Consider the following 12,521-nt stretch of genomic DNA (forward strand, 5'->3'; position numbering starts at 1 on the left):
AGGCCGCAGCCCACTCGTCCGCCGAGGTCGAGCGGGAGCGCGTACGCCGACGTCGGCGGCGGGTCGGACCCGCCGCCGACGACCAGTCAGATCTTGGCGACCTGGTTGAAGTTGAGCTCCACCGGAGTCTCGCGACCGAAGATCGACACCAGCACCTTGAGCTTCTGCTGGTCGGCGTTGATCTCGCTGATCGTGGCCGGCAGCGACGCGAACGCGCCGTCGGTGACGGTGACGGAGTCGCCCACCTCGAAGTCGAGGACCTTGATCTCCGGCTTCGCCTTCTTCTGCTCGGTCTCCACAGCGGGCGCCAACCACTTCAGCACCTCGTCGAGCGAGAGCGGAGCGGGCCGGTCGGCCCGGTCGGTCGCGCCGACGAAGCCGGTCACCCCCGGGGTGTTCCGCACGCAGGAGTAGGACTCGGCGGTCAGCTCCATCCGGACCAGGATGTAACCCGGGAAGACCTTGGCCTGGATCTGCGAACGCTTACCGTTCTTGACCTCGACCTCTTCCCGGGTCGGCACCTCGACCTGGTAGATGAAGTCCTCCATGTCGAGGCTCGTGATCCGGGTCTCGAGGTTGGTCTTCACCTTGTTCTCGTAACCGGCGTACGAGTGCACCACATACCAGTCACCCGGTGCGTAACGCAGCTTCTGGCGCAGCTCGGCGACGGGGTCGTAGTCCTCGTCCGGTGCGGGCTCGGTGGTGGGGAACTCCGGCTCGCTGGCGGCCTCAACCGACTCGTCACCAGCCGCCGTCGCGACCGTGGACTGCTCGTCCACCGGTCCGGCGGTCTCGTCGTACTCAGGCACGCTCGCTCACTTCCGTCACTATGGCTGGAGGCAGCCGGTCAGTCCGAGTTGCCAAAGACAAACAACACGACCTTGGCGAAGCCGAAGTCCAGCACACCCACGATCGTCAGCATCACCGTGACGAACGCCACCACCACGGCGGTGTAGGTCAGCAACTCCTTGCGGGTCGGCCAGATGACCTTACGCAGTTCGGCAACGACCTCGCGGAAGAACCGGGCGATGCGGCCGAAGACGCCCACCCGACCCGTCTCCGACCGAGTGGTCGGCCGGCTGTCCGCCGACTCCGCCCGGGCACGGGACCGCGTGGCGGTACCTCCCCGGGAAACCGGCTCGTCCGCGCTGGAGGCGTCGTCGTCGGCTACCTCGTCGACGACCTCGTCGTCCAGACGATCGTCGCCGGCGTCCTCGCCGTGCCGCTTGTTGTCGGCCACTTCGCCCTCCGTCGCGGAATCTGGGGTCGCACGCCGAACGGCGTACGCGGCGCTGGTCACGCCGGCCGGGCCCAACCGTCCCGCGACGGGCCGCGGCCGGTGGATCACCGGAGGGCCCGAATGCCTCGAGCCACCCCGCCGATGCCACCACCACGGGCCGGACGCCGCCGAGCTGGCGGCGCGACCCACGGGAACGGTCAGGCCTGAGGCGCAGGGGTGACAGGACTTGAACCTGCAGCCTGCGGTTTTGGAGACCGCTGCTCTGCCAATTGAGCTACACCCCTATGTGGCAACACTCGCCCCACGCGGCCACAGACGACCGTGCAGGGGTCACTTGCCCCACGGCGGACCAGTGTACGGGTACCCGCCCGACTTTCCCAACCGGTCTCTCCACCACGCGTGGCGGGCTCGGTTCAGCGTGTCGTACGGATGGTCGCCCGCGCCTGCGACAGCACCTTGTCGCCCAGACACGTGGCGGTCACCTCGAGTCGGGTGAGACCGTCCTCGGTCACCTCACGGACCCGTGCGGTGACCTCGATCTCGGTCCCCTGGTCGTCGTCCGGCACCACCACCGGCCGGGTGAAGCGCACGCCGTACTCGACCACCGCGTCCGGCGACCCGGCCCACTCGGTGACCGCCCGGCCGACGAGCGCCATGGTGAACATGCCGTGGGCGATCACCCCGGGCAGACCCACACCGGTGGCGACCCGGTCGCTCCAGTGGATCGGGTTGAAGTCACCCGAGGCGCCGGCGTAGCGGATCAGGTCCGCGCGGGTCACCCGGAACGTCTGTGCCGACAACTCCATCTCACGCCTCCCCGCGAATGACGTACCTGGCCCAGACGGCCACCACGGGCTCCCCGCCGACGGTGCTCACGTCGGTGCGCGTGGTCAGGAAGCCGTGCCCACCCCGGGTGCTGACGTCCTCGATCGTGTTGGTGCAGACCAGCTCGTCGCCGGCGACCACCGGCCTGGTGTACGCGAACCGCTGGTCCCCGTGCACCAGGCGGCTGTAGTCGACACCCAGGGCCGGGTCCTCGATGATCTGGCGGCTCGCGGCCATCGTCACGATCACCGGGAACGTCGGCGGAGCCACCACGTCGGGGTGGCCCAGCGCCTGCGCGGCCTCCGGGTCGTGGTGAGCCGGGTCGGTGGCACCGATGGCGCTCGCGAACTCGCGAATCTTTTCTCGGCCCACCTGGTAGGGGGCGGTCGGCGGATACGTCCGGCCGACGAAGGAAGGGTCCAGAGGCATGCCGCGAACCTACACGGAAAGGCCAAACGCCGACCTGATCGGTAGGCAGCGGCGGAGCCGTGCCAAACCGGTCAGATCGGCGTTTAGAAGCTTCGACAACGGCCGGCCCGAGGCCGGCCCGCAGTCAGCGGGTCTCGCGGTGGACCGTGTGCCGACCGTCGCGCGGGCAGAACTTCTTCAGCTCGATGCGGTCGGGGTCGTTGCGCCGGTTCTTGCGCGTGATGTAGTTGCGCTCCTTGCACTCCACACACGCCAAAGTGATCTTCGGCCGGACATCGGTAGCCTTCGCCACGGCGGAGTGCCTTCCTCGCTAACGGAAACAACTACGACGCGCCAGCCTAGACGCTGACAGCGCGGACATGCAAAGTGGGCGCCAGAAGCGCCCATTCTTACGACCACCGGCAACGAGCCCGGAAGACGAGAGTAGCGGTGGCCGGACTTGAACCGGCGACACAGCGATTATGAGCCGCTTGCTCTACCATCTGAGCTACACCGCTGCGATGGGTCCAGCTGAACCCTCGAGCCCCCTTACGGAATCGAACCGTAGACCTTCTCCTTACCATGGAGACGCTCTGCCGACTGAGCTAAGGGGGCCTGCGCGATCTCCCCGTGGGGCGCGCAGGAGTAAGAGTACACGGCCCGGCTCGACAGGTGAAATCGGATCCCCGGTGAGGGTCCGTGCCCTGCTCAGGGCACGACTCGGAGGCGCGGCAGCTCCCCGTCGGAGATCGTCTCCGGCTCGACCTGGGCGCCGAACCAGGCCGCCAACCGCTCGTACGGCAGCGGCCTGCTGAACAGGAAGCCCTGCCCGATCTCACAGCCGATGTCCTGGAGAAGCTCCAGGGTCAGCTCGCTCTCCACCCCCTCGGCCACCACGGCCAGACCGAACTGCTGAGAGAGGGTCACCACCGCGTTGACGATCGCCAGGTCCCCCGGATCGGTCGCCATGCCCTGCACGAAGGAGCGGTCCACCTTCACCTCGTGCACCGGCAGCCGGCGCAGGTGCGCCAGGGACGAGTCCCCGGTGCCGAAGTCGTCCACCGACAGCCGTACGCCGAGATCCCGCAGCCGTTGCAGGGTGGGGATGGGCCGATCCGTGCCGTCCAGCACCCCCGACTCGGTGATCTCCAGGGTGAGGCGCTGCGCCGGCACCTTGTACTCGGTCAACAACTCCTGCACCCGGTCCGGGAAGTGCTGGTCGACGAGCGTACGAGCCGAGAGGTTGACCGCGATGGGCAACGGCTGGTCGGCAAGCGCCCAGTCCCGGCTGCGGCGCAGACCCTCGCGGAGCACCACCTCGGTGAGCCGGCTCAACTGGCCGGTGTGCTCGGCCACCGCCACGAAGTCCTCCGGAGCGACAGTGCCGTGCGCCGGGTGCTCCCACCGGGCCAGACACTCGACACCGACCAGGCGTCGGTCCCGCAGAGTCACCTTGGGCTGGAAGTAGACCTCCAGCTCGTCCTGGTCCAGTGCGCGGCGCAGATCGCCGGCCAGACCCAACCGGCGCAGCGAACGGGACTCCAGCGCGGGGTTGAACAACTGCACGCTGCCCGGCACCGACTTGGCCGCGGTGGCGGCGAGGTCGACCCGAAGCAACAGGGTCGCCGCATCGCTGCCGTGATCCGGGTGTACGGCCACCCCGACGGCGGTGTTCACGTCGAGGGTGAGCGCGTCGAAGACCATCTCGTCGCGGATCTGGTCACGCAGTTGGGCGGCCAACTCCAGCGCGGCCTCCGCGCTCTCCAACCGCAGCGTCACCAGGAACTCGTCCCCGCCGGCACGGCCCACCAGGGCCGACGACGGCGCGCTGGCCCGTAGTCGGCTGGCGACCTCGGCGAGGACCTTGTCCCCGGCCGCGTGCCCCAGTGACTCGTTGACCTGGCGCAGCCCGTCGACGTCGAAGAGCAGCAGGGCCACCACTTCGCCGTCGGTGCGGAACTTGACCGACTCCTCCAGAGCGGCGGTGATCCGCCGGCGGTTGGGCAGCTTGGTCAGGGCATCGTGGTACGCGTCGTGTCGCAGCCGATCGACAAGCCGCGAATTTTCCAGGGCAACCGCCGCGTGCGCGGCGACCGTCTCGAAGACGGGGATGTCGCCAGGCGTGAAGTGACCGACGTCGCTGAGCCGGTTGACCACCTCGAGTGTGCCGATCACCGCCTGGCCCGAGTAGAGCGGCACCACGATGATGTCCTTCACACCGGTGGCCCGCAACGGTTCCCGCAGGCTCTCCTCGTCCCCGAGTCGAACACCCATCGACAGGCTGCGGCGCTGGCGAAGCGCCTCTTCGCGTACGGCCACCGGCGTCGGCGACGTGTCCAACAGGCCGGCGTCGTCGACCCGCGCGGTGAGCATCACCTCCGGATGACGCCCCTGGGCCGGCAGCCACAGCGTCGCGTACTCGGCCTGCATGAGCCCCCGGATCCGACCGAGGAGGACGTCAGCCAGGTTGCCGCTCTGCCCGTTGGCGGTCATCGCCTGGGTGAGTTCGTACATGTCGCCGAGCGTCCGGTGCTGCCGGAAGAACTGCTCGTACGACCGGTAGACCTTCGCGAGGGCGAACCCGAGCACGACGATCAGCACGGCCGACCACCAGGTGCTGTCCACCGCGATCAGGACGATCAACCCGACCACGAGGTTGACACCGTTGGCCAGCAGCGAGGGCAAACCGCTACGCAGCACACCCAGCGCGGCGTGCCGGCCGTGCATGATCGCGATCACCCCGGCCACGCCGGCGAGGGTCGACACCACGACGGTGCCGACGGACGCGAAGAGCACGCCCCACGTCCGTGGCCCAACGCCCTCGACCGGTGGGAGCGCCAACAACACGAGGCCGGCGAGCGAAACGGCCGCAGCAGCGTTGGCGACGTTGAAGGCCAGTTTCTCCGCGCCGAAGCGGTACCGCAGGTGGGTTATCAGCGTGGAGAGGGTGTAGACCAGGACGACCATCAGCGGCGGAAGAAAGACGAACGCCGGCACCAGCGGAATCTCGACGAGCCGCACCCCGAAGGACTGCCGCCCGATGACGAAGTTCAGCATTGGCAGGCCGGCGATCACCATTACGCAGAGCAGGACGGCGGCGAGCCCCCAGGACCCCGAGGGGTGCGGCCGGTTCGGGGTCACCAGCCCGATCGTCATCGAGAAGACGACGGCCAGGAACATCAACGGGCCGGTGATGAACCATGCGTACTGGGCCGGGCGTCGCGGAGACCCCGAGCCACCCGACGCAGACCGGCGGCCAGCCATCCCACTCCTTACCGGTCACTGCTGCGAAGGACGCACACCCGGGAACGAGGCTGACCACACCATCAGATGCGGCCCTGGCGTCACCCGCCTCGACTAGTGCTGCGGTGCCGTCCAGACGTAGTCAAAAGCCTGGAAGTCCCCGAAAGTCCCGGAAGCCCCGCCTGCCATCACAACGAAAGCCAGTGCTGCAAACACCATGCCGACCCGCCGGGCCAGCCTTTGACCAGACATCGTTTGCTCCTCGTGGCAGGGGTGTCGGGAAGGCAAGATTCCACGATGGTGCCACACACGAGGCAGCCCGCAAAGCGGTCGGACGGCTGAGCAGCGCAGCCCAACCAGCCGGCCCGAACGCTTCAACGACGGAAGCCCTGCAAGGTCGTTGGCTTGTCCCAGGAGACGCGCAGATGATGCGTGTTCGAGTTATAGCCACAATTTGGATCTACGTCATGGATGCCGCTTCCAGTGGCAAAGCCCGCCCGGAGTGCCAAGCAGGCAGGTGACGTACCGGAACTTCCCACTCTCCCCCGGACCATCCGCGCCCCGCTGGGCGGACTCGCAACCGGTGACCAGTTGAACACAACAATCCTCTCCGATCCATAGAATCGGAGCTTCTCGATTATCACTGCCCGAGGGGGATGGCTCGAGGTTCTGTAGCGTTCGCGACGCATCGGCGGGGTGGACTCGGAGTCACCACGGCGGCTGGGAGGCAGGCGCCTCGGCGGAGAAGATCTCCGGCAGGACGTTCCCGTGCCGCGATCGCACGCAGATGGATTGCATCCTGACGCCGTCGATGGTCGTCCGCCCGCCGGGTCGACTCGCCCGTCGCCGACGCAGGCACTCGTCCGGCCGCGCAGCGGACCGACGTCCAGTGGGCCGAAACGGACTCACCGATCACTGCCTGCGCCGACGATCGGCTGAACAGCCCGGTGCGTCGGTCCCGCCAACGCCGCGACGACACTCTGACGGAGTGTCACGGGAAGGCTGCGGCCAGCGTGCGCTTCGCCCGCTCCGAAACTGAGCTGCCCCATGCCATCGATCCTCGGCGCCGCCCCCTGCCTGGCACCGCCCACGCCCACGGCAACGACGCCCCGTGTTCAGGCTGCTTTCCACTCGTCGGTCGCACAGCCGACCTCGAAGTTCCACCAGCCCTCCGCCTCGCCCCGTTGCAGGGTCGCTTTCACAGCAGGGAGATCCGCATTCGCCGGCACGGTGAAGGCGACAAGAGGAAGGTCATTGCTGAACGTCTCGCCGCCGATGCCGAAGGGCACCAGCCGGTCGTGGACAGCTTGGGCGCTCGGCCCGAGAGGGCCCCGGGGGTTCGGCAGGATCCTCACCGTGCAGTTGCCCGATGCCTCGACCCGCCCGGATGCCCACCGAAGGCCGTCCGATCCCACCGTGAAGCGCACGACGTCTCCTTCAGCGATGCCGTCCTTAAGGAAGGGAGCGTTGCAGACGCGAGCCGTGTCCGGGCCCGTAGCGACAGCCCACAAGCCCTCGCTGTCGTAAGGAAGCCAGCCTTCCCGCGGAACGAACTTGAACCAGATTTTGATGAAGTCGTTTCCGGCAGTCAGGTCACGATCCGGTGCGGGTGAGGACATGCCCGCATCATTCACTGGGAGGCCGAGCGCACCCCCACCGGACAGCACCGCGGTGGCTACGCGCGTGCAGCGCCGTCCCGTCCTGACCGACCGCGAGGCAGGCGACGAGGCGGGAGGCGTCAGGTCCGAGGAAGAACTGGTAGAACCAGGGTGATCCGGTGCCGCCGACCTGACCGAGCAGCAACTCCCCCAGTTCTTCGGCCGAGACCAGCCGATCCACCGCCTGGGCGAACCCGAGCGTCCGGATGCCGCGCCTACGGGTATGACGCTCTCGACGCCGGTAGGTGCTGAGCAGCGCCTCGACCGGTGCCGCCCTGTCGAAGACCTTGAAGTCGTAGCCCGCTCGCAGAGCGTCGCGACACGACTCGTAGACGTCGCCGTCCTCCGCGCCGAGAAGGACGATCAGGGTGTCCCGCTCCACCGGGCCATCCTGCCGGTCCTTCGCGGCTTCTCACCGGCCGGGGATCGCGGCGTCGATGTCGTACCAGGTGGCCGGATCTCCCCAGACCGCGAAGCTCATGCTGGCAACGACCTTCGCTAGCTCCGCGCGCGGCACGGTCCCGCTGCCGACGTCGACGGTGAACTCGCCGAAGTCGACCGCGCACCGGTAGCCGTCGACGAGGTCGGTGCACTGTGCGGGGCGGCCGGCCATGGTGCGGTCGGCGCGCCAGCCGGCCCGCTTGCTCGGGGAACCGTCAAGGACGGCGATGTCCATGACACCCGCGTTTTCGCCCAGAGCCTGGAACTGCACGACGGTTCGGGCGGTGGGCGTGCCCTGCGCGACGTGGAACGGCGTGAACCCGGCGGGCAGGTAACGACAGCAGAGCCTCTCTCGAATGAACGGAGCCGCCGGAACGGTGTTCAGGACCTACCGATTGTTAAGAAGCGATAGAACGTGCGCAACTTTCGAGGTGTCCTCAAGGCGGATCTAAAGGGCCGCATGCGCCGCATGCCTAAGCATGGTCCGTTGCGCTCCGCTAGGGTTCCAGCAGCGCCCACCAACCCGCCCTGCGGCTGGCGCGAAGGCGGGCGGCCATGAGGCCACCCTTGCCGGAACGAGGTAGGACGGGCCGGTTGCCCCGAATTGCCTTTACCAGAATCAGGGCGGACCGCAAGCGGGCCAAGGCGGCCCGGCTCCGGCCTGCTGGCGCCTCCGGGCGGCATCGGCCGTGCCGGCCGACCATGCTTGGGTGTCACAGGATCGGAAGACCTCGAGGCTCCGCCCCGAACCCCGGCCCTCCTCAGAGATGCCGCCTCGGCTCCCCACACTCCTTCATCTAGCCCACGCTGTATTCAAGTCGCGCATTGCCGTTGAAGGACAGGGTGTCATCGCTCATCGTAAGATCGAAGACCATACAATCTTCCTCCTGGCAGCTTCTGGCTGGCTGCTGCAAGGACGCATCAGTGAAGGCGTAAATCTGACCCAAATGCGCGTCGAAGCTACGTGCTTCCCCCGGCGAAAGAGAAAGCTTCTTGTAGAACTTACAGCCGCCGTCAAAGAGCCAGAGCATGTAGGGACGGGTAGGCGTGGATACGGTACCCCGAACACGGTCCCCCCAGCGGCCACGAAGTTCCTCGTTGAAATGGTCAACGGATTCACGGCTCCTGGTCCGCTCGATACAAGCCTGCAACTGTTCGGCCGTCGGAACGGCCGAGCTTTCGCTTGTAGCCGGGGCGGCAGCACTAGGGGTAAGTCTTGCTTCGCGGCCTGGTGTTCGGCTTGTGGGCGGCACCGTTGGGCTAGAAGGCGAGGATGGGGGGGACTCAGTCGACGCGGGCCGGACTACAGCCGGGGAACTACCGGGATCAGGACTAAAGGTCAACTCGGGCGATGGCGTGGCGGGCGGCCAGATTCGATCCTTGATGCTCCAACTGTCTTGGATCGACCCAGGTAGAGCGATCACGAGCGCAAGCAGGACTCCCAACCCGCCTGTCAGGGCCCAACGACGACGTCGGGTCTCCGCACCCTCCGACGACATTCCTCGCCCCCACCTGTCGACTCCGTGCCCGCTACGTGCCCGATGAGAGGGACAGCAGCGGCTCTCCAAGGTCAAATATCAGGAAAGACAACGAAGGCCCTTGACCAACGTTCCCGCTGGTCAAGGGCCTTGCCGTTCCCTGGTGGCGGGTAGAGGATTCGAACCTCTGAAGCTTTCGCGACGGATTTACAGTCCGCTCCCATTGGCCGCTCGGGCAACCCGCCAGGGCACCCCACCGCGTCGTAACGCGGCGGCGGAAGCAAGAATAGCGGCTCCCCCCGGTGCCGACGCAACCGGGTACCGTCAGGGGGTCGTGTCGCTGGTCGGCGGCCGACGGCAGGCCCAGACCGCCGGACAGCAGGAGCAGAAACATGGCAGCGAACCCGTCCTTCGACATCGTGAGCAAGGTTGACCGCCAGGAGGTCGACAACGCTCTTCGGCAGGCGGAGAAGGAGCTCGCGACGCGGTTCGACTTCCGCGGCACCGGCGCTGAGATCTCCTGGTCCGGTGAGGAGGCGATCGGCCTTCAGGCGGAGACCGAGGAGCGGGTCCGCGCCGCGCTGGACGTGTTCAAGGAGAAGCTCGTCAAGCGGAACATCTCGCTGAAGTCGCTGGACGCTGGTGAGCCTCGCCCGTCGGGCAAGATCTTCAAGATCGACTGCAAGGTGATTCAGGGCATCGAGACGGACAAGGCCAAGGCCATCAGCAAGAAGATCCGCGACGAGGGCCCCAAGGGCGTGCAGGCGCAGATCCAGGGCGACCAGCTGCGGGTGACCGGCAAGAAGCGCGACGACCTGCAGGCCGTCATCTCGCTGTTGAAGGGCGAGGACTTCGGCGTCGCCCTTCAGTTCAACAACTACAGGTAAGGCGACGACCGCCGCTCTCAAGCCGACGCTGACCAGCTGGGTAGGCACCGGAGCTGGCTGAGGCGGGACCGAAAGCCGGACCGGCATGCATCTGACGCCTACGCAGAGCGCTTCGTCGCGAGCGCCTGCCGGGCGGCTTCGCCCATGGGGTCGTCGCGGGTCGGCATTCCTCGGATGGTCGGCAGCACCTCTTCCCGAAAGACGCCGTGCAGCCGGCGCAGTTCCCGCGCCGGATGCTCGGAGTCGTCGACCCGCACGTCCCAGAGCGGGTACGGCTCATCGCCGATCACGGTGACGGTCGCCGACCGGGCGCCGTGCCGGTCACCACCGGCCTCCTCGCCTGCCCCGATGGCCAGCACGAGCCGCTCGGCCAGGTCGAGGTCCCCACTCTCCTCGAACACGCGGACGATCTCCGCGAGGGTCTGCGGGCCCACCAGGCGGTTGCCCTGCACGGCGTAACCCGGCCCGGTGTGGTGCCCCGCCCAGCCCTTCATGCGGGAGCCGGTGAAGGCGTACGAGCGGCCGTGGCAGTCGACCATGCCGACCTGCCGCACCTCCCGACCCGGGTCGTGGGCCAGCAGTTCGGTCAGGACGTCCTGCGGCGAGCGGCCCTCATCGAGCAGCGGCAGACCGTCATAGGCGAGGAACGGGTTGGGAGTGGCCTGCGTCGCCACCGCACCCCCGCCCGACTGGACGTGTGCGACGACCTTGCCGACCGCTGGTCTGGCTGTCAGGGCTCCCACCCCCAGCTGGCCGGTACGCCGGCACCGTGCGGCGATCGAGAAGGTCACGCCCGGGAGGTACCCAGGCCTCCTTCCGACATGCCCGGAGCCGGTGGTTGACCGTACCCGTCCACGGCGGCCTCCCCGGGTTCCTTGAAATCGGCGTATCCGCCCCGCAGGGACTGCCCGACTTCAAGAAACCCGAGTGGATCAAGCCCGCACGGCCGGCCAACGGACCAAGCCCGCACGGCCGGCGAGCAGACCAAGACCGCACGGAAAAACAGGCCCCGACGAGTGACCGCCGGTCAGGCGGGGACGGGTTGCTCCGTGCGTACCGCTGTGGTTTCCGCGCGGGCGATCGGCCCGGCGGGTAGTGCAGCGACCGCGGCCCCGACGGCGACCGCCGCCCCGGCGAACAGGAACGCCCAGCGGACGCCACCGGCGTGGTCCACGATCACGCCGGCCACCGAGCCGCCGGCCGCGCTGGACGCCACCGCGACGGTGACCACCCAGGTGTACGCCTCGTTCAGCATGCCGGTGGGGGCGATCCGGCCGACCAGGGTGTTCTCCAGGGTCAGCGCGGGCGCGATGGTGGCTCCGCCAGCGACGAGCGCGACGCCGAGTGCCAGTGGGGTGGGCATCACCGCGAAGACGGCGAAGGTGGCGGCCAGCGCGCCGAGCAGCAGGGCGAACTGCCGGGTCATGTTCGGTGCCGGCCTGCGGACGCCGAACCAGAGCCCGCCGATGGCGCTGCCGACTCCCCAGACGGCGAGCAGGACGCCGGCGAGGCTCTCCGGGTCGTCGGTGGTGTGGTCGCTCGCGAACGCCGGCACGATCACCCCGGCGGCGCCGAACGCGATGCCCAGGCCGGCCACGCAGATCAGCAGGGCCGGGAAGCCGGGGACCCGCAGTGGGCCGAGCCCGCGGGCATGGTGTTCCCGGGGGTGTGGTCGCCAGCCGCGCATGACCCGGCCGAGGGCCACGGCGGAGGTGCCGGCCAGGGTGACCACGGCGGCACCGACGAGCGCGGCCGCCGCGTCGGCGACGAGGACGAAGCCGGCGACGAGCAGTGGGCCGACGACGAAGACGATTTCGAAGAGCGTGGTCTCGGCGGCCAGCGCGGTGTTGCGGAGCGGGTATCGGCCGGAGTCGGGGCTGGTCAGGTCGTTCCAGGCGCCGCGGATGGCGGCGGTGAGCGGTGGGTAGGTGGCACCGGCCACACCGGAGGCGAGGTAGATGACTCCGAGTGCGTCGTCGCCGGAGCGGCTGGCCAGCAGCAACCCGATGAGCGCCAGCGGGTGGGCGACGGCGCTGAGCAGCAGGACCGGGCTGGGGCCGACCCGGTCGGCGATCCGTCCGGCGATCGGGCTGAGCGCGGCGCCGGCGAGGGCGTAGATGCCGCCCGCGATGGCGGCAAGCGAGTAGCGCCCGGTCACCTGCTCGACCACCAGGAGCAGCGCCAGTGGCGTCATGCCGATGCCGAGCCGCCCGATGATGCCGGTGACCAGCAGCATGGGCGCGCCGGGGATCCGCCAGATGCCCAGGTACTGACGCAGCGCGGTCACCAGGAACCTCCGGGGGTGTAATGAGCGTGAGCCATTACGACCCTAACGCCACCG

General features: G+C 68.4%; 13 protein-coding genes and 4 tRNA genes. 1 reads left to right on the forward strand and 16 read right to left on the reverse strand.

What is annotated here, in order from left to right; translation table 11 throughout:
* Positions 1-86: 86 nt before the first annotated feature.
* The 14 genes from nusG to AB0C15_RS23085 form a co-directional block, all read right to left on the reverse strand.
* Positions 87-809, reverse strand: coding sequence for a transcription termination/antitermination protein NusG (gene nusG, locus AB0C15_RS23020; RefSeq protein ID WP_112584800.1), 723 nt, complete (start codon positions 807-809; stop codon positions 87-89).
* Between the two features lie 38 nt (positions 810-847).
* Positions 848-1,240 carry a preprotein translocase subunit SecE gene (gene secE, locus AB0C15_RS23025; RefSeq protein ID WP_357355021.1) on the reverse strand — a complete coding sequence of 131 codons (393 nt, stop codon included), beginning with the start codon at positions 1,238-1,240 and terminating at the stop codon, positions 848-850.
* A gap of 211 nt (positions 1,241-1,451) precedes the next feature.
* Positions 1,452-1,524 (reverse strand) — tRNA-Trp (locus tag AB0C15_RS23030).
* A 129-nt stretch (positions 1,525-1,653) separates the two neighbouring features.
* Entirely contained in the window at positions 1,654-2,046 is a 393-nt protein-coding gene (locus AB0C15_RS23035; RefSeq protein ID WP_357355023.1) for a MaoC family dehydratase, read from the reverse strand.
* 1 nt (position 2,047) lies between these two features.
* Positions 2,048-2,494 carry a MaoC family dehydratase N-terminal domain-containing protein gene (locus tag AB0C15_RS23040; RefSeq protein WP_357355025.1) on the reverse strand — a complete coding sequence of 149 codons (447 nt, stop codon included), beginning with the start codon at positions 2,492-2,494 and terminating at the stop codon, positions 2,048-2,050.
* Between the two features lie 124 nt (positions 2,495-2,618).
* Positions 2,619-2,786: a 50S ribosomal protein L33 gene (rpmG, locus tag AB0C15_RS23045; protein ID WP_007073056.1), complete on the reverse strand. Its 168-nt coding sequence runs from the start codon at positions 2,784-2,786 to the stop codon at positions 2,619-2,621.
* Between the two features lie 132 nt (positions 2,787-2,918).
* Positions 2,919-2,991 (reverse strand) — tRNA-Met (locus AB0C15_RS23050).
* Positions 2,992-3,015: 24 nt separating this feature from the next.
* Positions 3,016-3,088 (reverse strand) — tRNA-Thr (locus AB0C15_RS23055).
* A 93-nt stretch (positions 3,089-3,181) separates the two neighbouring features.
* Positions 3,182-5,653 (reverse strand): bifunctional diguanylate cyclase/phosphodiesterase, encoded by a 2,472-nt coding sequence (locus tag AB0C15_RS23060; RefSeq protein WP_357355115.1) that lies wholly within the window; start codon positions 5,651-5,653, stop codon positions 3,182-3,184.
* Positions 5,654-6,831: 1,178 nt separating this feature from the next.
* Positions 6,832-7,335, reverse strand: a complete 504-nt coding sequence (locus tag AB0C15_RS23065; protein ID WP_357355027.1) for a DUF4265 domain-containing protein — start codon at positions 7,333-7,335, stop codon at positions 6,832-6,834.
* 7 nt (positions 7,336-7,342) lie between these two features.
* Complete coding sequence (locus tag AB0C15_RS23070; protein WP_357355029.1) at positions 7,343-7,756, reverse strand: hypothetical protein; 414 nt, start codon at positions 7,754-7,756, stop codon at positions 7,343-7,345.
* 30 nt (positions 7,757-7,786) lie between these two features.
* Positions 7,787-8,050 carry a hypothetical protein gene (locus AB0C15_RS23075; RefSeq protein WP_357355031.1) on the reverse strand — a complete coding sequence of 88 codons (264 nt, stop codon included), beginning with the start codon at positions 8,048-8,050 and terminating at the stop codon, positions 7,787-7,789.
* A 562-nt stretch (positions 8,051-8,612) separates the two neighbouring features.
* The gene (locus tag AB0C15_RS23080) at positions 8,613-8,846 is read right to left on the reverse strand and encodes a hypothetical protein (protein ID WP_357355033.1); all 234 of its coding nucleotides are present in this window, start codon (positions 8,844-8,846) and stop codon (positions 8,613-8,615) included.
* A gap of 608 nt (positions 8,847-9,454) precedes the next feature.
* Positions 9,455-9,538, reverse strand: a tRNA-Tyr gene (locus tag AB0C15_RS23085).
* 147 nt (positions 9,539-9,685) lie between these two features.
* Between AB0C15_RS23085 and AB0C15_RS23090 the strand changes: the two genes are divergently transcribed.
* Positions 9,686-10,180 carry a YajQ family cyclic di-GMP-binding protein gene (locus AB0C15_RS23090; protein WP_124774541.1) on the forward strand — a complete coding sequence of 165 codons (495 nt, stop codon included), beginning with the start codon at positions 9,686-9,688 and terminating at the stop codon, positions 10,178-10,180.
* Positions 10,181-10,278: 98 nt separating this feature from the next.
* On the opposite strand, the gene AB0C15_RS23095 is transcribed toward AB0C15_RS23090, so the two are convergent.
* Together AB0C15_RS23095 and AB0C15_RS23100 are read right to left on the reverse strand one after the other, a co-directional pair.
* Positions 10,279-10,971, reverse strand: a complete 693-nt coding sequence (locus AB0C15_RS23095; RefSeq protein WP_357355035.1) for a DUF1028 domain-containing protein — start codon at positions 10,969-10,971, stop codon at positions 10,279-10,281.
* A gap of 236 nt (positions 10,972-11,207) precedes the next feature.
* Positions 11,208-12,467, reverse strand: coding sequence for an MFS transporter (locus tag AB0C15_RS23100; protein ID WP_357355037.1), 1,260 nt, complete (start codon positions 12,465-12,467; stop codon positions 11,208-11,210).
* Between the last annotated feature and the right edge of the window lie 54 nt (positions 12,468-12,521).

Source organism: Micromonospora sp. NPDC048835, from assembly GCF_040649995.1.
In the GTDB taxonomy this organism is placed as follows: domain Bacteria; phylum Actinomycetota; class Actinomycetes; order Mycobacteriales; family Micromonosporaceae; genus Micromonospora.

Excerpts from the sequence above, each read along its gene's own strand:
- AB0C15_RS23035 (WP_357355023.1), bottom strand. The coding sequence starts at position 2,046 with ATGGAGTTGTCGGCACAGACGTTCCGGGTGACCCGCGCGGACCTGATC.
- AB0C15_RS23040 (WP_357355025.1), bottom strand. The coding sequence starts at position 2,494 with ATGCCTCTGGACCCTTCCTTCGTCGGCCGGACGTATCCGCCGACCGCC.
- AB0C15_RS23060 (WP_357355115.1), bottom strand. The coding sequence starts at position 5,653 with ATGTTCCTGGCCGTCGTCTTCTCGATGACGATCGGGCTGGTGACCCCG.
- AB0C15_RS23065 (WP_357355027.1), bottom strand. The coding sequence starts at position 7,335 with ATGTCCTCACCCGCACCGGATCGTGACCTGACTGCCGGAAACGACTTC.
- AB0C15_RS23075 (WP_357355031.1), bottom strand. The coding sequence starts at position 8,050 with ATGGACATCGCCGTCCTTGACGGTTCCCCGAGCAAGCGGGCCGGCTGG.
- AB0C15_RS23080 (WP_357355033.1), bottom strand. The coding sequence starts at position 8,846 with ATGCTCTGGCTCTTTGACGGCGGCTGTAAGTTCTACAAGAAGCTTTCT.
- AB0C15_RS23090 (WP_124774541.1), top strand. The coding sequence starts at position 9,686 with ATGGCAGCGAACCCGTCCTTCGACATCGTGAGCAAGGTTGACCGCCAG.